The sequence below is a fragment of the Acaryochloris sp. IP29b_bin.137 genome, assembly GCF_028285745.1.
GTDB lineage: Bacteria > Cyanobacteriota > Cyanobacteriia > Thermosynechococcales > Thermosynechococcaceae > Acaryochloris.
The window spans coordinates 1-21961 of sequence record NZ_JANQOP010000261.1 but is presented as its reverse complement, the minus strand read 5'-3'; the positions used below and the strand labels follow the sequence as shown (position 1 = coordinate 21961).

Below are 21961 nucleotides of genomic sequence, written 5' to 3'. Positions count from 1 at the left end.
GAATGATATCGGTACAAACGGACCATTCCTATCGGTTCAATTCGGGGTTTAGCGTTAAATTTTGGGTAATGATGGTGAACACTTTATTAACAGACCGTCCTAATGGGACTGCCTAGCTGCGTCGTTAAAATCCTGAAAATTATTTCCACATTGAATCTGTCCATCTTATGCAACCCATACTGCTATGACTGACTATTCACGTCCGCCTTTCCCACCCCCTCCTGCTCCGCTGCCCGCAGTTCCCCCCCCACCGCTTCGACAGCATCGCGGAGACCATGATGCCATGGAGACGGAAATGATCGCTTCTCCAACCAAGGTAGTAGAGCCGCCTGCACAGCAAACCTCTGAGGAACCCACAGCGTTTCCGCAAACTCAGCCCTATGAAGGGTATAGTCAGACTGCGGTAGACAATGGCGAACCAACGCAATCCACATTGCAAATGCGGGGGCGACCGCCTGGGAACATGCTGACCCTAGAACAATTAGTTCGGGAAGCGTTTGAGAATAACTTTTCCGACATTCACTTGGGGGTGGGTGAAGTCCCTCGCTTTCGCGATCGCGGTCGTTTAGAAATCTCCCACCATCCCGTGACCGATGAAGCAGCCTTTGAATATTGGCTAGAAGAAATCCTAACGCCTGAGGAGGTTCAGCGATTTCATGCCAACCAAGAATATGATGGGGCGACTCAATACGACGGGATGGCCCGGGTTCGGATCAATGTTTTTATCAGCCTAAAAGGACCAGCGATGGTGCTGCGACTGATTCCTTTGAAGATTCTGACCCTAGATGAACTGAATCTGCCACTGGTTTTTCAGGATCTGTGTCACTATCACAAAGGCTTGGTTTTGGTGACTGGCCCCACTGGCTCAGGTAAGTCCACCACTTTGGCAGCCATGGTGGATTACATCAATACCGAGATGCCAAAACACATTATCTCCATTGAGGATCCGATTGAATTTGTCCATCAAAGCCGCAAGGCGATGATTCGTCAGCGAGAAGTGGGCATTCATACGAAGAAGTTTGATAATGCGCTGAAAGCCTCCTTGCGTGAGGATCCTGATATCATTCTAATTGGGGAAATGCGGGACCGGGAAACGGTCAATACCGCCCTCAAAGCCGCCCAAACCGGTCACTTGGTGTTTGGTACATTGCACACCAACAGTGCCGTGAAGACGATTGAGAGAATTCTCAACCTCTATCGACCGGAAGAACAAGAACCCATGCGGGTGCAGGTGGCTGAATCCTTAGTCGCTGTTATTGCTCAATCTCTAGTACGGACCACAGATGGGAAGCGAGCTGCCATTCATGAAATCATGATTAATACCGATGCTATTAAGGATTACATCCTCCGAGGTGACGTGGAAGAAGTGGAAGCGATGATTCCACAATGTAGCTACGACGGGATGATCACGATGAATCAATGCCTCCACAATCTCTATGAGGAAGGCCGCATTGATGAAGAAACGGCCCTCGAAATGTCGCCCAAACCCAATGAAATGGCTCAGATCCTGCGAGGACGTATCTAACCCGGCAACGGAGAGGCTGTTGTAAGGTATCAGAATAGGTAGCTGATTAAGTTTCGACCTCTGGATGATCAATCCTGCTGTGACGACTGTGCGATCGCAGTCTCTTCCCTTTCTTTATAAAGGTCTCGCCCTGTTTACACCGGGGGGAGACCTTGTTTATTGCATTGACCCCGACAAGCGGGGGCATTGGCATACTCAACTGTGCCGAGCCTTGCAGACCTTGCTCCATTTGCCGGAACTCCCCTTATTCCTGGTGCCTTGCTATACAGCCACCTTGGACCGATGGTTGCATCCCCATACTCAACAGCTCCAAATATCTGCTGAATTGTATCCTCGAGTCTGGCGATATCGCAGCTTATTAAATATCCTGTTTGACCTGTCTGATCAGCCGTGGCATTTGATCACCCACCCCGTGGAGATGTGCGATCCCTGGGTCATCAATAGTTATCGAGACCAGTTCCCCCAGCTTTGGCAGAACAACAACCTGATTGTGCGCCTCGATCAATTGCCTGGTCATCCAGAATTTGATCCTGCTCCGTCTCGAACTGTTGCCACGGCTTCCTCCTTAGGGCCTGCGGAGTCTGCAGCGATGGAGGCTGAGACTCAACGCCCCCAAGGGTATGTTTTAAGACTGTTTGTTTCTAGCCAGAATACCCATACCACTGGTATTTTGGAAAATCTGCATCAGTTGCTTGAACAGGTTTTAGATGTTCCCTACACCCTAAAAGTCATTGATGTTAGCAAACATCCCGAACGGGCTGAAGCGGATCAAATTGCCGCGACACCGACTTTAGTGAAAGCATGGCCCCAGCCGGTCCGACGTCTTGTTGGCAATCAGTTAGAAACCGATACTATTCTCCAGTTACTCGATATAACGGAAATACAATCGTCCTAAACAGGATTGAGACTGATAATATGCAGCATTTTGCCCTGCCTCGCCCCCTAGAGAAACCGATGGGATGTTAAGGGTCAGAATTTCGGCATTGAAGGCGCTTTCTTCCAAAAGACTCTTCTGATAAACTGACTCGGCAAGGATTGAAATGAGTACCGTTGTGGCCTTTGATTGGATCTTTTTTGATTGCTTCAATACTCTCATTGATGATTTTGATCAAACTGGAGCAGAGTTAGCTCTGCTCCCAGTCTATTCATTGCCTGCAGAAGCTGGTCTGTATGCATCTGCGACTGATTTTCGCCTGGATTACCATCATTGGCGAAATCGTCAGTGGCAGACGGTGCATCGTGAAATTGAGATGGGCGAGCGTTATCAAGCCGTGCTCAGAGAAAATTGCCCTACCGTACCTTTGATGGAAATTGAATCCCTGGCTGCTGAGATGGTGGAACGATTTCGAACCTGCTATCAGCAGTCCCTGCGGTTGCCCCCCGATGTTAAGGAGATGCTCCAATTTTGGCAAGGACGCGTCAAAATGGGCGTGGTCTCCAACTTCTACCTCCGCGGCTGGCCCAAGGATTTGTTAGCGTCTTTCGACCTGCACGTATACTTTGATTTTGTCTTGGATAGCGCGGCCTGTGGTTGGCGCAAGCCGGGGGAACAAATTTATAACATTGCCTGTGAGATGGCTCAAATCGCCCCCAATGACCGCTACAAAATTTTGTTCGTGGGGGATCATCTCCTCAATGATGTATTAGCGCCCCAGCGCATGGGCATGCAGGGATTGTATTTTAATCGCTCGCAGGAGCGACCCACGTCTGCCCCCCCAACGGCCCAGGTAAAATCGTTCACGACTTGGAGCCAATTTCGGCCTGAGTTTTGCCAGTCACAGTTGTTAGTGCCCTAGGGAAAGGCCGAATCAGTTGCGAATGCCTTGCCCAGGCTGAGGCAAGAGCGAAAGCCTGCTACCCTGGCATCTTGGTTTTTGAGGATTGATTCTGCAGATTGAATCATTGTGATAGTCTATCTGGATTGATGTGTGCCAGGGAGTTAACAGTGGAGAAATTGCGCGTCGGTTTAGTTTTTGGGGGATGTTCGGGAGAACATGAAGTATCTATCACCTCCGCAAAAGCCATTCGCGCCGCGCTCCAAGCTGCCCCTAATCCCGATAAATATGAGGTGATTCCCTTTTACATCCACAAAAATGGGTGTTGGCAAGCTGGCCAGGTTGCGAATAACGTTCTTGAGACCGGAACTCCCCAAGATCCGGTCATTGATTCCAGCCGCTGGCTTTTTCCCGATTCTGCAACCTCGATTGATGTGTGGTTCCCGATTTTGCATGGCCCGAATGGGGAAGATGGCACGATTCAGGGGTTACTGCAATTAATGCAAGTGCCCTATGTTGGCTCAGGGGTATTGGGATCGGCGGCTGGCATGGATAAGATCGCCATGAAAATCGTGTTTGCAGCGGCTGGATTACCACAAGTAAAGTATGTGCCGGTGACCCGAGAGCAAGTGTGGTCGGACCCCTGTGTGTTTAAGCAAGTGTGCGATCGCATCGATGAAACCATTGGCTATCCGAACTTTGTCAAACCCGCCAATTTAGGATCTTCCGTGGGTATTTCCAAAGTCCGATCTCGGCTGGAACTGGAAGCAGCTCTAGACAGCGCGGCTACCTTTGATCGCCGCATTGTTGTAGAGGCAGGTGTAGCGGCTCGGGAGGTGGAATGTGCGGTTCTGGGGAATGGTCAACCTCGGGCATCGGTGGTGGGAGAAATTAGCTTTGATAGCGATTTCTACGACTACGAAACGAAATATACGGAAGGACGGGCGAGTCTGCAAATTCCGGCCCCATTGCCTGAAGAGATTACCCAAAAAATTCAGAAGATGGCAATTGATGCTTTTGTTGCAGTAGATGCGGCGGGCCTATCGCGGGTGGATTTCTTCTATGTGGAATCGACGGGAGAAGTGTTACTGAATGAGATCAATACCTTGCCTGGGTTTACGTCAACGAGCATGTATCCCATGCTTTGGGGAGCTTCAGGGGTAGATTTCCCTGAATTGGTAGATCGATTGATTCAATTGGCTGTGGAATATCATGTTAAGTCCGATTAGCCTGGCCTATAAGCAAGAAGGCCGAGAAAAAAGGTCTTTTGGTGATGGACAAGAGCTTAGATTGATTTGTCAACTTCTTGCTGTTGCTAAATTAGAGTTTAGAGCAGCAGCCTGGGAATAATAGGGATGATTTCCCTAGATTGGGAATCGTTCAAACACGTATTCGTATGGCTTCTTCATCATCTGATACTCTGATGTTCCTTATGCTTTTGGGAGCGCCCATTGTATTTATGGTTTGGACCTATGCATGGGTATCGAAGGCGGATATTGTTGAAGGTCAAATCGTTGGGGTAGAGGAAAAGACTGATAAACGTGGACGGAAGCGTTATCGCCCTCAGGTTGTTTATGAAATTAATGGTGAACGCCTAGAGTTTACCTCTAGACTGAAGACCGATACTCCTGAATTTGGCGTAGGCGAGCGAGTGAAAGTGATCGTTAGCCGAGATCGCGAGTATGTAGCCACTGTTATTGATCTAGCAGAGCGCTATATTCTGCCGATAATGATTGTGGTAGTCCTACTGGTCTGTCAGGTATTGAGTCTCATTTACCAGCATCAGGAAATGATTTTTTCTCTTATTCATCCTCAGTTGGTTTAGTCGAAGGATGGCTTTTCTTGTTTAGCGAGTATCACCGCACAAGTCGTTTAAAAGCGCGGACGATTGCCACAGTAGGCGTTCTCTTGATGATTGGGGCTGTACTGTTCGCCCGATGGACTTATGGATGGGTGTCGACTGCTACCGTTGTCGATGGACAAGTGATAGAAATTATTGCAAGACGGTCTGAGTCGGGTAGATCCCCCAAGGTGACCTATGCTCCAAGAGTAGCTTATGAACTTGATGAGCAGGTTTATCAATTTGTGCCTCTGATGTCTGCTAGTCTTCCTGAATTTGAGGTCGGCGAACTTGTGAAAGTGGTGATCAGTAGCAATCGCGAGCGGGAGGCTATCGGTTCCTTCTGGCAGCTTTATGCAGTTCCAACACTTCTGTTTTTGGTTGGAATAGTTTTAGCTTTGCCCATGGTAGTTATTCAGGCTGGTGATCAATTGCTTGAATTCCTTCATCCCACACTGAAAGACGATTAATGCCAATCTAGTGTTGAATTGAGTTTCAAGGCAATGCTATTCAGCCCCGTTATTATGATGTCAACTCAGTGAGACGTCGCGATTTGATTAAAGGTAGTCAAGCGCTGACGGCTTGGGTTAGGACTTTCTGTTGGTATTGCCAAAGTCGGACTTGGCTGGAACGGAATGCAGGAATTCAGGCTGATTAGGGGGTGCATCTGACCAGTTCGTTAGACTTTGGACACTCCCGTCCTTCATTTAACACCTAACGGATCCTTTATCTTCCACGGCGGGGGGTCAATCGTCTGTGATTCGTAACACTGCCATAAAGGCTTCTTGAGGAACATCTACCCGACCGACCGACTTCATTCGCTTTTTCCCTGCCTTTTGCTTTTCCAAAAGCTTCCGTTTACGGGAAACATCACCCCCATAGCATTTCGCCAACACATCTTTCCGCAAAGCGGGAATACTCTCACTGGCAATCACTTTGGATCCGATCGCAGCCTGTATTGGAATTTTAAATTGGTGACGGGGAATCAGTTCCCGCAGCTTACTGACTAAAGCCCGCCCCGTATAATAGGCCTTGTCTCGATGAACGATCGCGGCTAGAGAATCCACCGGATCGGCATTAATCAGGATGTCGAGTTTGACCAAAGGATTTTCTCGATAACCAATCAGATGGTATTCCATACTGGCATATCCACGAGACCTCGACTTCATCTGATCGAAAAAGTCAGTGACCACTTCAGCTAGGGGCAGCTCATACACTAGTGTCGTTCGGCCGGGCGTGAGATACTTCATATCTTTGAAGGTGCCTCGGCGATTCTGACCCAGTTCCATCAACGTTCCCACATACTCTTCCGGGGTAATCATATCCACCTGTACAAAGGGCTCCTCAATTCTTTCGCGATGTTGAGGATCAGGCAAGGAACTAGGATTATCAATCAATAAGGTTTCCCCTTTTAGTGTGGTCACCCGATATACCACTGAGGGAGCCGTAATAATTAAATCCAAGTTATACTCCCGCTCTAAACGCTCTTGCACAATCTCCATATGCAAAAGCCCTAAGAACCCGCACCGAAACCCAAAGCCCATTGCACTGGACGTCTCAGGTTCATAGTTCAATGCTGCATCATTCAGCTTGAGGCGCTCTAGGGCATCCCGCAAGTCAGGAAACTGGTCTGCATCTGTTGGAAACATCCCGCAAAACACCATGGGTTTAGCTTCGACATATCCTGGCAGCGGTTCATTAGCTTGGGTTTTGGCCAGCGTAATCGTATCCCCCACGCGAGCATCCTCAACCGCTTTAATGGCTGCAGCAAAATAGCCCACTTCCCCTGCATGTAGCTCATTGACTTGGACTTGGGTAGGAGACAAAACCCCTAACTCATCAATGTCATACTCCTTGCCCGATGCCATCAAGCGCACACGATCGCCTTTCTTGACCGTGCCGTCCATCACCCGGAAATAAACCACCACGCCTCGGTATAAGTCGTAGTAGCTGTCAAAGATCAGGGCTCGCAACGGTCTTTGCGTTGTATCGTCTGGTGGAGGCACTAAATGCACAATCGACTCTAGAATCTCTTCAATGCCAATTCCTGTTTTGGCAGATGCCAGAATGGCTCCGCTACAGTCTAGGCCGACAATTTCTTCAATCTCTTGCTTAACCCGATCAGGCTCCGCGCCGGGTAAATCAATTTTATTGAGGACAGGGATGATTTCTAAGTCATGTTCGATGGCAAGATAAACATTGGCTAACGTTTGCGCTTCCACACCCTGCGAGGCGTCTACCACCAACAGGGCTCCTTCACAGGCTGCAAGGGAGCGAGATACTTCATAAGAAAAATCAACATGCCCCGGTGTATCAATCAGGTTGAGGACGTAATCTTCAGTATCTGACGCTTTATAGGCCATGCGGGCCGCCTGCAGCTTAATCGTAATCCCCCGCTCGCGTTCCAATTCCATATTGTCGAGGAACTGTTCTTTCATCTCTCGGTCGGCTACAGTACCCGTTGCTTGTAACAAGCGATCGGCTAGAGTCGACTTCCCGTGGTCGATATGGGCAATGATAGAAAAATTGCGAATGCGAGAGACAGGAACATCAGTCATGGATTTCAGGCAAAACTTTATTTGAGACGATAGCAGTATCTTCTGACTGAATTGTAATCCTTCTGAATCCCGTCCACCCCAGTCCAGGATATCTCCGCTTTTGGGGACCATCCTACCCTTTGCGGAAGACATCCAAGACTTGCACTTTCTCTATATTGGAAGTCAACCGGTTTGAATCAAACAATCTTGTTCAGAAAAATAGGCATACCGATCATTTCAAAGGAATAGATTCAGGACTTATTGGAACGAAATAAAAACCTTAATACAAACTGTTTTCCTAAGAAAGGAGGACAGAGAGTATGGTACTACTAAAGAGTAGCCAAACAATCTTATATTTATGTCGCAATTGGCCATAATTGGCCTCCTTCTGCAGGTTAAAGCGCCTAACAACTTGGTTCTTGAGCCTCAGAATAGAAATCATGGCCTCAATAAAACTGTTTTTTTATAAGTAAAAACAAGAAATATTTAGTTTCATGTCAATGAGATAATTTAACCTTGAAGCTCTGTTCACAACTTTTTCACAATAGTCCGATAGGCTTCAATCACATGTTTGGTTTGAGCAACATTTGTTTGGAGATATTTCATGAGCTTTCAAGCCCTTAAATTTACATTGAGTCAGTGGACAAAATGTAAGCCTTCTCGTCCTTACCAAGGTCTATCCGCAGGTAGAAGGTGGCATCAGTACCTCTGGCAAGATGAAAACAATCAGTTTGTATTGGAAGCTGCTCCCGATCAAAGTCTCTACTACATGACCACGCAGAAAGAAGGGGTTAGCCCGGGAGACTACATTGAAATATCCGGTGTTGGTACCCCCAGTTGCTATCAAATCATCCAGCTAGATCGCTATTGCGATCCTCCCGATATGTGGATAGCAACCTTACGAAAAATAGCTCAGGGTTTAGAATACCGTCAGGCCTAGACGACTCACCGAAACGCTTGCCTATTCGCCAGATCAAGGGAATCGCCGTAGAATAAGGGCTAAATCACTCGGGCAACATAAGTTGCCATTAGCCATGATTTAACCGCCTATTCTGCTCTGCTAGCAATTTACTGATCCATTCACAGCAGAATTGGCGCTTAGTTGTTTCAATTTCCGGCGCTATGACTCTTGCAGCACTGACTTTTCGTCTGTCTCTGATCTTAACGTCAACCTTAGTAGCCGTAGCCCCTAGCGACCGCATTAAGGGGCAGCAAGATATTTCTTCGTCATCAGCCTCTTTAGAACGTTTGACTGCTGAGTCACCCACCCCATCGGTAGGCCCTAAATCTACTCCCGCTTCATCGACGGAAACATCGGACGCCTCTCCAGCGACTCCAGAAGCAAAGCCCGCAGACAAAGGACCAGAGCAAACTGATTCATCCTCTCAACCCGAGGGCTCGGCCTCAGAGGATGGCACTCCAGCAGAAGTTGAACAATCGACTCAATCTTCTCAGTCACTAGCTCGGCAGAAGCTGATTTTGGAGGCTGATCAGCTCTACCAAGCAGGCCAAATTCAGGACGCTGAGGTCTTATATCGACAAGCTAAACTTCCCTTTTTTGAGAAGGGAGTGGTTAAACCACCTGCTGATCCCATTCACAACCCAGAACAACTTCCTCCTGGGGGGAGGGTTTATTGGCGAGAAGCACTAGCTGGGAAAGAGCTCAACCTGAAGACTCGGATCTTTGTCCCTCTACGGTTGTTGGTGAAGGAGTATCCACAGTTTATGCCAGGACATCTCCAATTGGCAGAGTCTCTAGCAGCAGACCGTAAGCCGGAGGAAGCTTTAGCCGTGATGGCGAGAGCAGCAGCGCTTTATCCCGATCAGCCGAACTTACAAAAAGGGCTGATTAAACAACAAACTCAGGCAAAACAGTGGCTAGAGGCGTCCATCACGGCCCGTCAGTTCGCATTGCTGAACCCTGACCATCCTGATTCTCTTGAGTTCTCGCAATTGTCAAAGGAATATCAGGATCGATTTCGGGCTCGTCTGCGCACCCAAATTACCAACAATACCATCGGCAGTTTTATCACGGGGGCCTTAGGGATTGCCATTACTGGCAGCCCAATACCAGGCTTGTCAGCGTTACAAACCTCCATCTTGTTATTGCGCGGGGAGACGGCGGTGGGCAATGCGATCGCAAATCGAGCCAAACGCCAGTTGCCCCTCATTGAGAACCCAGACGTCCAAGCCTATGTGGATCGCATCGCCCAAAAACTAACACCACTTGCTGGGCGAGCGTTTAACTATCAGTTTTACGTTGTCAACAATGAAAAGCTTAATGCGTTTGCGCTGCCAGGTGGGAAGATCTTTATTAATGGGGGCGCTATCCTCAAAAGCAATTCCGAAGCTGAGTTAGCAGGCTTGATCGCTCATGAGTTGTCCCATGCGGTTCTTTCCCACGGATTCCAAATTGCCACAGAAAGTGCTGAAGCTGGTGGATTAACCCGCTTGATTCCCTATGTGGGCGGTTTATTCACTAACCTGGTGGTAGCTGACTACAGCCGGGAGATGGAACAACAGGCCGATATTTTGGGAACCCGTTTGCTGGCTTCAGCGAACTATGCAGCCGACGGTCTTCGCAATCTTATGGTAACTCTGAGTAAAGAAGACAAACCGTTTGTGGCACCGTGGTTTTCATCTCATCCTGGCAGCTTGGAGCGAGTTCGATATTTAGAACGCCTGATTACAGACAATGGCTATAATCGCTATGCCTATGAAGGCATGGAGGAGCATCAGCGAATTCAGGCATTGGTGCGAGCTGAGATTACAAAAGCCAAGGATGAGGAAGAATCAGAAGGGTCTACGGATCAATCTGAACCCAACACCAATGAATCGAATAGCGATACCCAAAACGATACCAACTCTGATACGGAGACCAGATTACCTCCTATTCCTCCTACAGAAGAGACTCCGTCAGTAGAGGAACCACAGCCAAATGCTGGGGAGATTCATTCATCGACAGAAGAACTGAGAGCACCTGAGACTACTTCACCAGAAAAAACGCCCACGACTGACCAACTAAATCCAGCCAATTAACGAATCTAAAACTGCATCAACAGAGGGAAGGCATGCCTGCTGTCGTTTTTATTATCCTATTGGGAATTAGCATTCAAATTACCAAAATGATGCTGTTTTGGCCCATTGATGCTTTTCATGCATTAGGCATACCAAAGCTGATTACGTTTGGGCTTATCCTAGGGCTATTTTCCTGGCTATTTGGGGAATAACTTCTGCGCGTATCAACTGTCTTGGCACAGTGAGAGCTTCACTTCATTTCGTAGGGAGAAGGATCAAAGCCTACATCACATTGAATGACGACGCCTGACTTCTCCTTGGAGGTGATAACTTGTCTAATAGCAGATTGGAAATCCCTAAACTCCTGGTTTATCCCTTCAATATCCAGCTCATTATCTGCATAACGAAGCCGTAACATAAGTGATTGTGGTAGCGTCTCTCAGATTAAAGATAATGTTTCTTCCCAAACACACCTCAAATAGAAGAACACGTAAAAGTAATATCAGCTTAGATAGAGGGCTATCTGTTCAGTAACCACTTCAGTCAATGGATAATCCCAGGCAACTCCAAAGATTTGAGCAGCACCTTGACAATGACATTATTGAACAATAAACTTTATCGGGATTAAGGAGGGGTAAAACTGATTCAAACCCTTATGAGGTAATTATTTGAGGCATCTTTTTGATGATTTCTGAAACCCTTGTATGTCAAGGATTCCACTATTTCCGATAAAGTCTAATTTAGCAGCTGAGATTAATAAAGTCTTGGAATGTTACGTTCCCCATCGCTGCATCAATAGGGAACAACTCTAGTAGTAGACTAGCGGGTAAATTTTTTACGAGTGCATTCCATGACCTCTCCCCGCTTGCCCAACTATTGGCGGCAAAACACAGCTCTGATTCGCACCCTGCTAATTGTATGGGGCTTAGTCTCTCTGATTTTTAGCATTTTGTTGGTGAAGCCCCTCAACCAGATTCCCATTGGCAATTTACCCTTAGGATTCTGGATGGCTCAGCAAGGGTCCATTTTTGTATTTGTGGCCTTGATTTTTATCTATGCCAAACAGATGGACAGGCTCGATCGACAGTACAACGCCAACGATAAGCAGAAGTGATCCTATGACGGTTGAAGTTTGGACAACGATTTTTGTCATCCTCACCTTTATGGTGTACCTCTACATCGGCTGGCGCTCCCGGGTGAAAGATAGCAAAGGCTTTTTTGTTGCCGATCAGGGGGTCCCTGCCATTGCCAACGGGGCAGCAACGGCAGCGGACTGGATGTCAGCGGCTTCCTTTATGGGCATGGCTGGACTAATTTCATCCTTGGGGTATGACGGTTCAATTTATTTGATGGGGTGGACCGGAGGCTATGTGTTATTGGCCCTGCTGTTAGCGCCTTATTTGCGTAAGTTTGGAAAGTACACCGTGCCTGATTTTGTCGGTGATCGCTACTATTCCAATGTGGCCCGGTTAGTAGCTGTTGTGGCGGCTATTTTCGTCTCTCTAACCTATGTAGCAGGACAAATGCGGGGAGTGGGCATTGTCTTCAGCCGATTTTTGCAGGTCAAAGTCGAATACGGCGTGATTATTGGCATGGTGATTGTCGCTTTCTTTGCCATTCTGGGCGGCATGAAGGGGATTACCTGGACCCAAGTAGCCCAATATACCGTGTTGATTGTGGCTTATCTAATTCCTGCCATTGCAATTGCCTGGCAACTGACGGGAATCCCCATTCCCCAATTAGCCTTCACGTTTGGGGATGTGGTGGAGAAGCTCAATCAGGTGCAGGTGGATTTAGGATTTGACGCTTATACCCAACCCTTTGCCTCCAAATCGATGCTGGATGTTTTATTTATCACGATTGCCTTGATGGTGGGGACGGCAGGACTCCCTCATGTAATCGTCCGATTTTATACGGTCCCAAATGTTCGAGCTGCACGCTATTCCGCAGGTTGGGCCTTGCTGTTTATTGCCTTGCTGTATACGTCTGCCCCTGCGATCGCATCTTTTGCTCGCTATAACCTTATTGGTACCTTACATCATCAGCCCATTGCCGAAGTGCAGCAGTTGGACTGGGTGCAAAAATGGCAAACCACCCAGCTCCTCACCCTAGAAGATAAAAATGGCAACAGCACCATTGAGTGGACGCCGTCTGAAGATACAAGTGATGTCAAAATTGACCCCGATATTATTGTCTTGTCCACACCAGAGGTGGCAAAACTGGCCCCTTGGGTGGTGGCGCTAGTGGCGGCTGGAGGCTTAGCGGCAGCTTTATCCACTGCCTCGGGACTACTATTGGTGATTTCTAGCTCCATTGCCCATGATGTTTATTACAAGCTGATCAACCCCGATGCCTCAGAAGGCCAGCGAGTGATGGTGGGTCGGATTATGGTGGGTTTCGCCATCTTAATTGCGGGCTATTTTGGTATCAATCCGCCGGGATTTGTGGCCCAGGTGGTAGCCTTTGCCTTTGGTTTAGCTGCGGCCAGCTTCTTTCCGGTGATTTTGCTGGGGATTTTTGATAAACGGACGAATCGAGAAGGCGCGATCTCAGGGATGGTATCTGGCCTTTTATTCACATCCATTTATATTTTAGGTGTGAAGTTCTATGGGATGTCCCCTTGGTTCTTTGGGGTTTCAGCAGAAGGAATTGGTACCGTTGGAATGCTGATCAATCTGGTCATAACTCTAGTAGTGTCTCGATTAACTCCACCCCCACCCCCTGAAATTCAAGCCTTAGTAGAAAACCTGCGCACACCAGGAGATGCCCCTCTAGCACTCACAGATCTTGGGGAAGAGCAGTTGGACTAGGCCTAGATATAAGATCACGACGGGTTGGGGCCAAAACCATCAAAATAGAAGGCATCCAGCTCTAACATGCTCTAGTTTCAGTTCACCAACGGATTGATCATGATTTTTCTCTCCGCAAAAACCACGAGACGCCAATGTTTAATGAGACGATAGCTCAGTAATATCGCTATCCGGGTAAACCACTAGAGTTTTCAGCTCATTTATGCCCACAAATCAGTGATAACTCTGTTTCACTCTGCTTAGCTTTCGCGGATGATTAAAGAGAACTCAAACGCGGGGAGACCATGTTAACTAGCCTTTTAGCCGAAGCATTAGCTGTTACCTTTGATAACTTGACCATGACAGCAACCATCTTAGATTGCGCAGAGGAAGCTGCAGAAGACTTAAGCCCTGAAGCAAGACAAAGACTAGCCTTGGTGCATACGGGGCTAGCCATGGCCATTCAAGGCATGGAATGTGATGAATTGCAGCAACTGATCAAGCAGTCTGAACTCTTTTGTGACTATTAATCACCTCTAATCGTGGCAGTGGAGAGTGAATTCAATTGCGTTCCCCTCTTTATCCGAGATTTCACAAGACGCTGATGTCGCCGAGTTCCCATCATTGCATGCACCATCGCTGAACGTCACGGTAAACCTCATCAAGAAAGCTCTCATCGCTCAGAACCAAAGAATGATTCGGGATTATGAGCTGCTGATCTCCTACTCAGTAGATGTCTCCTAGTATCCCCTCCCTATTCTGCAGAGCATGAACACAATTTTGGTTGCTATTGGAGCTTATAAATTTTCTCCCCAGCAAAATCAAGCTAAATTTGGTCTACCTCAACCCCATATCTAGCTGTTCCGCATGGCTGGACGACTTGGGGTTGCCAACTGAAGAGTGCTGGTCCGATTTGCAGGTGGGACATCGCCCAGTTGAACCGTGGGTAGGTGAACTCGAAAACAGCTTCCCACCCCAACCTGGCTTTGAATTGTAATTTTGCCTTTATGGAGCTGTGCAATCGACTGTGCGATCGCTAATCCGAGACCCAGGCCACCTTGCTTACGGGCTCTGACCTTATCCACCCGATAGAAGCGGTTAAAAATATAGGGGATTTGTTCCTTCGAAATACCAATCCCAGTATCTTCCACCTGGATGATCGTCACTTGGTTGACACGCGTGACGGACAGCGTGACCGTTCCGCCAGCAGGGGTGTAGAGCACTGCATTTCGCAAAAGATTGGAAAACAACCGCGCCAATTGCATCGCATCTCCCACCAATGTCATGGGCACAATATCCTGGGCGATCAAGGTAATGCCTTTGGCTTGAGCAGAAGGTTCCAAGAAGTCGACCAGATCCTTGAGAACTTCATCTAAAGCAACCTTCGTCCACTCTCGTCGAGCAGTCGGGACGGATGTATCGGTGCGCGCCAGGAAGAGTAAATCCTCAACAAGCCGATTCATTTGGGCCGTTGCACTGGAAATTGCCGCAAGCTTCTTAGCATCTTTGGGATGAATTCGTTCAGGATGATTCATCATCACATCTACAGACGTTTTGATCACCGTTAGAGGTGTTCGTAACTCGTGGGAGGCATCTGCAGTGAACTGTTTTAAGCGTAAGAAACTTTGTTCGACAGGTTTCAGGGAATATTCTGTTAGCCACAGCCCTCCGATGCCTACCAAGCCCAGGGCAATGGTTCCGCCTACGCCTAACCCCCAAAGAAGTCGAAGTTGCGCTTGTTCCACTGGTTCAATGGATTGACTCGCCCGAATGTAACCTTCTAAAACAGGCCTTTGCTGAGTGTCCGCATCTCTATGGACTGAGATGGTAAAAGCCCTCACCTGGAAGGTTTTCTCATCCGGAATCGCACGAACGACAATATTTTGCTCTTTCAACTTTGGCGGTAAATGAAGGGTAATGGCTCCTTTTCGGGCTAATAATTTACCATCAGCCCTAAACCACTCCAAACTATGGCGATCTCGGTTAAAAATGTCCCGCCAGGGGACTTTATCTACTTTATCCAGGTAGGGCTTCCCCTCTGTCTTAATTTCCGAAAGCGATAAAGCAGCCGATTGGGCTAACGTTTGCAGTTCCGCATCCAGTTGGGCGTACAGCCTACGGCTGACAAAAACATAAACCTGCACACTGAACATAGCCATAATTGCAGCCATGACCAGCAAATAAGACAGTAACAACCGCCATCGCAGCCCCTGGAAAAGCGGGTTACGAAATCTGTTTAAGACGATAGCCAAAACCATAGACCGTTTGTATTAGATCACTGGGAGCTCCTGCCCCTTTCAACTTATGCCTTAACCCCTTAATATGGGCTTTAACGGTGTCTTCTTCGGGCAGGACTTCATAAGCCCAAAGATGCTCTAAAATCTGAGCCCGACTGAAAACACGGCGTTGATTTCTTAAAAAAAGCTCTAGCAGACTATACTCTTTGGGCGTCAGCGCTAGCACCTCATCCTTGAAAAAAACTTCACACGTATTGGGATTCAGCCGCAGTTCCTCCCATTCCAAAATGGGGGGAGACGTCATGGGTCCGCGCCGCAGAAGGGCTCGGATTCGAGCTGAAATCTCTTCTAACTCACAGGGTTTAACCACATAATCATCTGCACCCGCATCTAGGCCATCCACCTTATTGGCAGTCGTGTCTCGGGCCGTCAACATGAGGACTGGGATATTCATCCCTTCAGCCCTCATTTGCCGACAGAAGGTCAGACCATCCATTTTGGGTAACATGACATCCAACAATACTAAATCGTAGGTGAATGCCTCTAATAAATCCCATCCTGTTTCACCATCATGGGCAATATCAACGGCATAATGCTGATCTGTGAGATCCTCTGCCAATGCTTCAGCAATTCGCTCATCATCTTCGACTAGAAGAAGCTTCATGTCTTTTATACCTCAACTCCAACCCACTGCAAAATCTAAACTTAAATCTCTGTACACAGAAAACATTACGGCAAGCTGAAAATGCCGTAATGTTTTCTATCCAGAAGTGTCGCACGCTATTTTAGAAGCGACGGAACCCCCTAATTTGTTTGTAGCATCTGCTGAACTTTAGTTTTGAGCGCTTGGTCCTGACGAACCGCAGCCAAAATTTGGCTAAATCGCTGAGGCTCCAGTCCCTGAGCCCGAATAATTTCATTTTGCTTTGCTTGTCCCTTCTGTTCAACAGCCTGAATTTTAGTCATAGCCTGCTCAAAGGATTGCTTTTCTTGATCGGTCGCTTCTGCCGGGGTGTCGGCCTGTTGGCCGTTATACAGGGCATTAAACTTGTCTTGACTTAGCCCTGACTGCCCAATAATTTGGTTAATTTCCCCTTTGGTGTCTTTCTCAACAGTACTTAATTGAGGGATAGCCGTTGCAAACTGTTTGAGTTCTGAATCAGAAATGGCAGATTGTGAATCCGGTGAAGCATCTGCTTCAGGTTTTAAGGCATCCGCACCTGGGGCGGCAGGGGGGGAACTACTCGCAGGTTGTTCCGTTTCGGCTGGCATGCTTCCCTCAGGAGCGGCTTCTTCCTCAACAGGAGCAGTGGGAGCGGCTTCAGTTTCATCACTCTCAGGCTTCTCAGCCCCACCTTCACCACCGGGTTGCCCAGGAATGGAAGGCGTCACGGGAACGGAAGGGGTAACGGGGACAGGGGGAGCACCAGTGGGGACCTGCATGGTCGGAGCCGATTCATCGGCCGGTGGAGAATCAGCCGGAATTTCGGTGGGTTGAACAGCCCCTCCCTCAGCGGGTGCCTCTGCATCCGTCTCCATCGTATCGCTGGTCGGGACTTCACTAGCAGCAGACTCATCCGTGGATTGATCGGCGCCGCCCTCAGCCGTGTTTTCCATCTCTTCAGAGGCTGCATCGGCTGATGAATCACTCGACTCAGAAGACGTTATGGGAGCTTCTTCATCCGCTACGGGCGCCTCAGATGCGGCGCTATCTTCAGCAGCAGCCTCAGATCCAGCAGGGGTCTCAGCAGACGGAGATTCAGTCGCTGCACCGGTGCAACGAGAGTTGAGCGGGAAATTCTTACAGAGAACTTTGAGGGCGGCAGGAGAAAGCTCTTGGGGGGCCTCTGCCTGAGCAATCAACTGAGCGCTGCGAGTTGACAATAGTGCAGATTGATTAGCAAGAACCGGTACACTGGTGAAAACGCTGATGCTGGTCAGACCAATGAGTGTTGGGAAAAATTTCAACGTAGATATATATTTCTGGGTATTCATTAGGGACTCCTTCATCGATGTAGATAATCAGCTTGTCTGGAGTGATCGACAAAACTCAACTCACCTGCGCTCTGAACACTGGATACCTATGCTAAGAGAAGCCATTCAGTCAGGGTTGCGAATCGATAGGACAATCGATCCTGATGGGGCATTGGCAACCGTTAATACCAAAGAACACAGAGGCAAATTGAGGGAAAAATTTTAAAGGTTCAACGCCACAGCTCATTCAACTGTTTCTTGTGCAGAAACAGTTGAATAAGTGAAGAACCTACTCTGAACTTAAGGGGCTTGAGTGTCTGTTGATTCAGATGGATCGGGATCTGCAGGTAGTTCAGTCTCTGGGACAGCAGGAATTTCGGACGTTTCAGGTGTGCTTTCTTCAGGCACTGCATCAGGCGCTGGTGGATATTTGGGACTTTCAGTATTTTCTAATTCGGCACCACCCTGCGGATTATCAATTTCACTTCCAGGCTGTGTTGGAGCATTTTCACTTACCGTTTCGCAAGCACCTAGAAAAGTGGCTAGTCCTAATGCTACTAATGCAGGGATAAGTTTGATTTTCACTTTAAATACCTCCTTCGAAGCAAGAAAATTGAGCTTTTACTAAACTCTTTCGTTTAATGAGGATAAATTTAAAGTGTGAAGAAAATGAGAACAGAATCTATTCTTTAATGACGCTTTTTTATTGAGTAGAGTCTCTAAGGAGGATGGGGTATTCTCTTGGAGACTTACAAAAGGAGCCTAATTTTATTCAGAGGCTCGTCGGGGAACCTGATAGTTGAGAAAATCATAGGCCAGTTCAGTCTGAGGGAAAATGGCACTTGCTTCCCTCAACAATGCTTGTAAGTCTGGGGAACTATTGGGGGCATAACGAGGGCTAAAATGAGTCAGAAAAAGCTTTCTGGCACCCGCTGCATGAGCAACCTGAGCGGCCATTGTCGAAGTTGAATGGAGTCTCTGATAGGCCAATGCAGCTTCTTGGTGAGCAAAGGTTGATTCATGAATAACCACATCTGCATCCATGGATAATTCAACGGATTCTGGACAATAGATGGTGTCTGTACAATAGGAAATCTTTCGCCCAATTTCTGTGGGGCCGCAGAATTCTTGACCGGCAAAGGTACGCCCATCCGATAAGGTAATGGTTTCTCCTCGCTTTAAGAGCCCATAAAGTGGCCCTGCTGGAATACCGAGGCTGGATGCTTTTTGAAGATTGAAACGACCGGGGCGATCGCATTCTTGTATCCGATATCCAAAAGCCGGCACTCTATGTTTGAGGGGCGCACAAATTACAGAATAGTCTGGATCGGAGAAAATCAATCCTGGCTGAACCGTATGGACTTGAATCGGATAGGAAAAATGGGTTTGGGAGTAGCGCCGACAAGCTTGCAAATATTCCTCTAATCCTGCAGGGCCATAGATATCAATCCGTTCTGTATTGCCTGCTAAACCACAGCTAGCAAGCAATCCCATCAAGCCAAAGATATGGTCTCCATGCATATGGGTAATAAAAATTCGTCGAATTTGACTGCTTTTTAAATCACTGCGCAACAACTGATGCTGCGTTCCTTCTCCACAATCAAATAACCATATCTCTGCTCTCTGGGCCAAGCGAAGGGCAATACTGGAGACATTGCGCGATCGTGTGGGTACACCTGAACTGGTACCTAAAAAGGTAATTTGCAAAACCTGGCTATCCTTTCACCCATGTTACTGATCTCTATTTTCCCTGATCCGCCGTTCATTAACCCGTTCTGCCCGATCAACTTCTAAATTCTTTTCCTCGGGTATCAGCTCAACGTGCTGTTAAAGGATGGATGGACACAATAATGGCAGTGGATTCAAACGTCATTTTCCGCGTCAGGACATCCCTCAGCACACCATTTTTACCCCAGGGCAGGCGAATCTGGGGAAGGATTCCGCATCATCAGATAATTTTGGGAAACATAAAATTAGGCCAGGGCCTTGCTTCAACTGCCCTGGGTTTAGACTAGAGAAAATTACCCCCTCTCAGCACATTCAATTGGATTGATGTTAGCGCCGAACCCCACTTCCTGTTCTCTCTTGGTGGTGATCATCAATTTTCGGACGCCCAACTTAGTCGTTGAGTGTTTACGATCGCTGCAGTCAGAGGTGCAAAAGCTGAGAACAGCTCAAGTGGTGATCGCTGATAATGGGTCTGGGGATGATTCCCTGTCAGTATTGCAAACCGCGATCGCAACCCATCGCTGGCAAGCATGGGCAACGCTGACAGCGTTAGACCATAATGGTGGGTTTGCAGCGGGCAATAATGCCGTAATTCGTTCTGCTTTGGCTGCTGAACGTCCCCCGGACTATGTTTTATTGCTTAATCCAGATACCGTGGTGCGACCCGATGCATTGCACCGACTCCTGGATTTTCTAGCACAACATCCGGGCGTCGGCATTGTCGGGAGCCGCTTGGAGCATCCCGATGGAACGCCCCAACACTCTGCGTTTCGGTTCCATTCCATTTGGAGTGAATTCGATCAAGGGTTACGCTTAGGCCTTGTTTCTAAAGTCTTATCTCGATGGATTTTAACTCCACCGATTGCAGAGGTCCCAGTGGCCACGGATTGGTTAGCGGGGGCCAGCATGATGATTCGCCGCCAAGTGTTTGAACAGATTGGGCTGATGGACGATAAATTTTTTATGTATTACGAAGAAGTGGATTTTTGCCTGCGAGCCCGACAGGCTGGCTGGCCCTGCTGGTATGTACCGGAGAGTCGAGTGGTGCATCTCGTGGGTCAAAGTTCAGGGGTGACCGGGGAGCAGGCCCATCAAAATCGTCGTCCCCAATACTGGTTTAACTCTAGAACCCGATATTTCCGGAAACATTATCCCTATTGGTATGCCGTGCTGACAGATTTGGGATGGCTCTTCGGGTTTTCTCTGTGGCAGATTCGACGGGTTTTGCAGGGCAAACCTGCCATAGATCCTCCTCATCTCCTGCAAGATTTTTGGTTTAATAGTGCTCTGATCAGGGGGAGTCGCGGATGAACGAGCCACCGGATCACGCCTTATCACTTTGGGCTCAGCTCAAGGAGGATTGGCAAACCCATCAATCCGATTGGACGAAGCCCGGTTTTCGAGCGATTGCCGTCCATCGCTTCGGGGTCTGGCGAATGCAAATTCAACCCAAACTCCTGCGGGCTCCCTTTAGCTTGATTTATCGCAGCCACTACCGCTATGTTCGCAATATCTATGGAATTGACTTACCCTACACCGTTACCCTGGGCAGACGGGTAGTTATCGAGCATCAAGGCGCTATCGTGATTCATGGGGAGAGTCAGATTGGCGATGACAGTATCATCCGTCAGGGCGTGACTTTGGGGAACCGCTTTCTTGACCGCCCTTTCGAGGCCCCCCACCTGGGAAAACGGGTCAATATTGGGGCTGGAGCCAAAATTTTGGGGAATGTTGTTCTTGGGGATGATGTCAATATTGGGGCGAATGCAGTGGTTTTGTCGGATGTTCCCTCGGGGCAGACGGCTGTCGGCATCCCTGCCACAATCTTAAAGACTCAGCTTTCCTCTGCTGATCAACATTCCCAGACTGTATCTGCGCAGCGAGAGACCTCATGCTAGATGCCCAAGAAGCAATGTCCATAGGCATTGTGGCGATTGGCCGCAATGAAGGAGACAGACTCAAGGCTTGTTTGCAGTCTGCGATCGCACAGGTCTCCAAGTCCCATATTGTTTACGTGGACTCTGGATCAACGGATGATAGCGTAGCTTGGGCTGGCGCTTTGGCGATCACGGTCCTCAACTTAGATTTATCCATACCATTTACGGCTGCCCGGGCGAGAAATGCAGGCTTCAACTACCTATGCAGCCAATTTCCGGCGCTGAAATATGTTCAGTTTGTGGATGGCGATTGCTTTCTGGAACCGACCTGGTGCCAACAGGCCCATCACGTTTAGAACATCAGCCGGGGGTGGCTGTCGTTTGTGGACGTCGTCGGGAACGCTATCCTGAGCAGTCTATTTACAACCGACTGTGCGATATGGAATGGAACACACCGATAGGTGAGGCTCAGGCCTGTGGTGGAGACGCCATGATTCGACGGTCTGCCCTCCAACAGGTTCAGGGATATCGGGATTCATTAATCGCTGGCGAAGAACCCGAGCGTGCGACCCGTTCCTACACGAAAGGCTGAAAAGCTAATAAGGTAGGGCTTCTGGGAGATAACCCCTTTGGGTTGAGTTCGCACTTTAATCTCTCTCAG

General features: G+C 48.2%; 20 protein-coding genes and 1 pseudogene. 15 read left to right on the top strand and 6 right to left on the bottom strand.

Annotated features, from left to right (window positions below; genetic code table 11):
- Positions 1–184: 184 nt before the first annotated feature.
- The 6 genes from Q0991_RS18665 (at position 185) to Q0991_RS18640 (ending at position 5610) form a co-directional block, all read left to right on the top strand.
- Entirely contained in the window at positions 185–1525 is a 1341-nt protein-coding gene (locus Q0991_RS18665) for a type IV pilus twitching motility protein PilT (RefSeq protein WP_299491268.1), read from the top strand.
- A 64-nt stretch (positions 1526–1589) separates the two neighbouring features.
- Positions 1590–2420, top strand: a complete 831-nt coding sequence (locus Q0991_RS18660; protein WP_299491266.1) for a circadian clock KaiB family protein — start codon at positions 1590–1592, stop codon at positions 2418–2420.
- A gap of 145 nt (positions 2421–2565) precedes the next feature.
- On the top strand, positions 2566–3321 hold the full coding sequence (locus Q0991_RS18655; protein ID WP_299491264.1) for an HAD family hydrolase: 756 nt from the start codon (positions 2566–2568) through the stop codon (positions 3319–3321).
- A gap of 149 nt (positions 3322–3470) precedes the next feature.
- Positions 3471–4529, top strand: coding sequence for a D-alanine--D-alanine ligase family protein (locus Q0991_RS18650; RefSeq protein WP_299491262.1), 1059 nt, complete (start codon positions 3471–3473; stop codon positions 4527–4529).
- Between the two features lie 167 nt (positions 4530–4696).
- Positions 4697–5125, top strand: coding sequence for a DUF3592 domain-containing protein (locus Q0991_RS18645; protein WP_366525011.1), 429 nt, complete (start codon positions 4697–4699; stop codon positions 5123–5125).
- 17 nt (positions 5126–5142) lie between these two features.
- Positions 5143–5610, top strand: a complete 468-nt coding sequence (locus Q0991_RS18640; RefSeq protein WP_299491260.1) for a DUF3592 domain-containing protein — start codon at positions 5143–5145, stop codon at positions 5608–5610.
- Between the two features lie 276 nt (positions 5611–5886).
- Here the strand turns inward: Q0991_RS18640 and lepA are convergent, their stop codons facing one another.
- Positions 5887–7698 carry a translation elongation factor 4 gene (gene lepA, locus Q0991_RS18635; RefSeq protein WP_299491257.1) on the bottom strand — a complete coding sequence of 604 codons (1812 nt, stop codon included), beginning with the start codon at positions 7696–7698 and terminating at the stop codon, positions 5887–5889.
- Positions 7699–8281: 583 nt separating this feature from the next.
- On the opposite strand from lepA, the gene Q0991_RS18630 reads away from it, so the two are divergent.
- The 6 genes from Q0991_RS18630 (at position 8282) to Q0991_RS18605 (ending at position 14014) form a co-directional block, all read left to right on the top strand.
- Complete coding sequence (locus Q0991_RS18630) at positions 8282–8617, top strand: hypothetical protein (RefSeq protein ID WP_299491255.1); 336 nt, start codon at positions 8282–8284, stop codon at positions 8615–8617.
- 182 nt (positions 8618–8799) lie between these two features.
- Entirely contained in the window at positions 8800–10716 is a 1917-nt protein-coding gene (locus Q0991_RS18625) for a M48 family metallopeptidase (RefSeq protein WP_299491253.1), read from the top strand.
- A 32-nt stretch (positions 10717–10748) separates the two neighbouring features.
- Entirely contained in the window at positions 10749–10907 is a 159-nt protein-coding gene (locus Q0991_RS18620) for a hypothetical protein (protein WP_299491251.1), read from the top strand.
- A gap of 638 nt (positions 10908–11545) precedes the next feature.
- Entirely contained in the window at positions 11546–11809 is a 264-nt protein-coding gene (locus tag Q0991_RS18615) for a DUF4212 domain-containing protein (protein ID WP_299491249.1), read from the top strand.
- A 4-nt stretch (positions 11810–11813) separates the two neighbouring features.
- Entirely contained in the window at positions 11814–13505 is a 1692-nt protein-coding gene (locus Q0991_RS18610; RefSeq protein ID WP_299491247.1) for a sodium:solute symporter family protein, read from the top strand.
- Positions 13506–13789: 284 nt separating this feature from the next.
- Positions 13790–14014 carry a hypothetical protein gene (locus Q0991_RS18605; RefSeq protein ID WP_010472706.1) on the top strand — a complete coding sequence of 75 codons (225 nt, stop codon included), beginning with the start codon at positions 13790–13792 and terminating at the stop codon, positions 14012–14014.
- Between the two features lie 324 nt (positions 14015–14338).
- Here the strand turns inward: Q0991_RS18605 and Q0991_RS18600 are convergent, their stop codons facing one another.
- From Q0991_RS18600 to Q0991_RS18580, 5 genes are all read right to left on the bottom strand, one after another.
- Entirely contained in the window at positions 14339–15655 is a 1317-nt protein-coding gene (locus Q0991_RS18600; RefSeq protein ID WP_299491237.1) for an ATP-binding protein, read from the bottom strand.
- Between the two features lie 52 nt (positions 15656–15707).
- Entirely contained in the window at positions 15708–16385 is a 678-nt protein-coding gene (locus Q0991_RS18595) for a response regulator transcription factor (protein WP_299491235.1), read from the bottom strand.
- A 140-nt stretch (positions 16386–16525) separates the two neighbouring features.
- Positions 16526–17716 carry a DUF4168 domain-containing protein gene (locus tag Q0991_RS18590; protein ID WP_299491232.1) on the bottom strand — a complete coding sequence of 397 codons (1191 nt, stop codon included), beginning with the start codon at positions 17714–17716 and terminating at the stop codon, positions 16526–16528.
- Positions 17717–17995: 279 nt separating this feature from the next.
- Positions 17996–18280: a hypothetical protein gene (locus tag Q0991_RS18585; RefSeq protein ID WP_299491230.1), complete on the bottom strand. Its 285-nt coding sequence runs from the start codon at positions 18278–18280 to the stop codon at positions 17996–17998.
- Between the two features lie 183 nt (positions 18281–18463).
- Positions 18464–19402 carry a ribonuclease Z gene (locus tag Q0991_RS18580; protein ID WP_299491228.1) on the bottom strand — a complete coding sequence of 313 codons (939 nt, stop codon included), beginning with the start codon at positions 19400–19402 and terminating at the stop codon, positions 18464–18466.
- Between the two features lie 345 nt (positions 19403–19747).
- Here Q0991_RS18580 and Q0991_RS18575 point away from each other — a divergent pair, with 345 nt between their 5' ends.
- The 3 genes and pseudogenes from Q0991_RS18575 to Q0991_RS25250 form a co-directional block, all read left to right on the top strand.
- Complete coding sequence (locus Q0991_RS18575) at positions 19748–20734, top strand: glycosyltransferase family 2 protein (RefSeq protein WP_299491226.1); 987 nt, start codon at positions 19748–19750, stop codon at positions 20732–20734.
- Positions 20731–21321: a serine O-acetyltransferase gene (locus Q0991_RS18570; protein WP_299491224.1), complete on the top strand. Its 591-nt coding sequence runs from the start codon at positions 20731–20733 to the stop codon at positions 21319–21321. The genes Q0991_RS18575 and Q0991_RS18570 overlap by 4 nt, the downstream gene beginning before the upstream one ends.
- Positions 21322–21335: 14 nt before the next feature.
- Positions 21336–21862, top strand: a pseudogene (locus tag Q0991_RS25250) (glycosyltransferase family 2 protein); the annotation flags it as partial.
- Positions 21863–21961 lie beyond the last annotated feature (99 nt).

Coding starts and splice junctions, on each gene's coding strand:
- Q0991_RS18665 (WP_299491268.1), top strand. CDS start 185: ATGACTGACTATTCACGTCCGCCTTTCCCACCCCCTCCTGCTCCGCTG.
- Q0991_RS18660 (WP_299491266.1), top strand. CDS start 1,590: ATGATCAATCCTGCTGTGACGACTGTGCGATCGCAGTCTCTTCCCTTT.
- Q0991_RS18655 (WP_299491264.1), top strand. CDS start 2,566: ATGAGTACCGTTGTGGCCTTTGATTGGATCTTTTTTGATTGCTTCAAT.
- Q0991_RS18645 (WP_366525011.1), top strand. CDS start 4,697: ATGGCTTCTTCATCATCTGATACTCTGATGTTCCTTATGCTTTTGGGA.
- lepA (WP_299491257.1), bottom strand. CDS start 7,698: ATGACTGATGTTCCTGTCTCTCGCATTCGCAATTTTTCTATCATTGCC.
- Q0991_RS18630 (WP_299491255.1), top strand. CDS start 8,282: ATGAGCTTTCAAGCCCTTAAATTTACATTGAGTCAGTGGACAAAATGT.
- Q0991_RS18625 (WP_299491253.1), top strand. CDS start 8,800: ATGACTCTTGCAGCACTGACTTTTCGTCTGTCTCTGATCTTAACGTCA.
- Q0991_RS18620 (WP_299491251.1), top strand. CDS start 10,749: ATGCCTGCTGTCGTTTTTATTATCCTATTGGGAATTAGCATTCAAATT.
- Q0991_RS18615 (WP_299491249.1), top strand. CDS start 11,546: ATGACCTCTCCCCGCTTGCCCAACTATTGGCGGCAAAACACAGCTCTG.
- Q0991_RS18610 (WP_299491247.1), top strand. CDS start 11,814: ATGACGGTTGAAGTTTGGACAACGATTTTTGTCATCCTCACCTTTATG.
- Q0991_RS18605 (WP_010472706.1), top strand. CDS start 13,790: ATGTTAACTAGCCTTTTAGCCGAAGCATTAGCTGTTACCTTTGATAAC.
- Q0991_RS18600 (WP_299491237.1), bottom strand. CDS start 15,655: ATGGCTGCAATTATGGCTATGTTCAGTGTGCAGGTTTATGTTTTTGTC.
- Q0991_RS18595 (WP_299491235.1), bottom strand. CDS start 16,385: ATGAAGCTTCTTCTAGTCGAAGATGATGAGCGAATTGCTGAAGCATTG.
- Q0991_RS18590 (WP_299491232.1), bottom strand. CDS start 17,716: ATGAATACCCAGAAATATATATCTACGTTGAAATTTTTCCCAACACTC.
- Q0991_RS18575 (WP_299491226.1), top strand. CDS start 19,748: ATGTTAGCGCCGAACCCCACTTCCTGTTCTCTCTTGGTGGTGATCATC.
- Q0991_RS18570 (WP_299491224.1), top strand. CDS start 20,731: ATGAACGAGCCACCGGATCACGCCTTATCACTTTGGGCTCAGCTCAAG.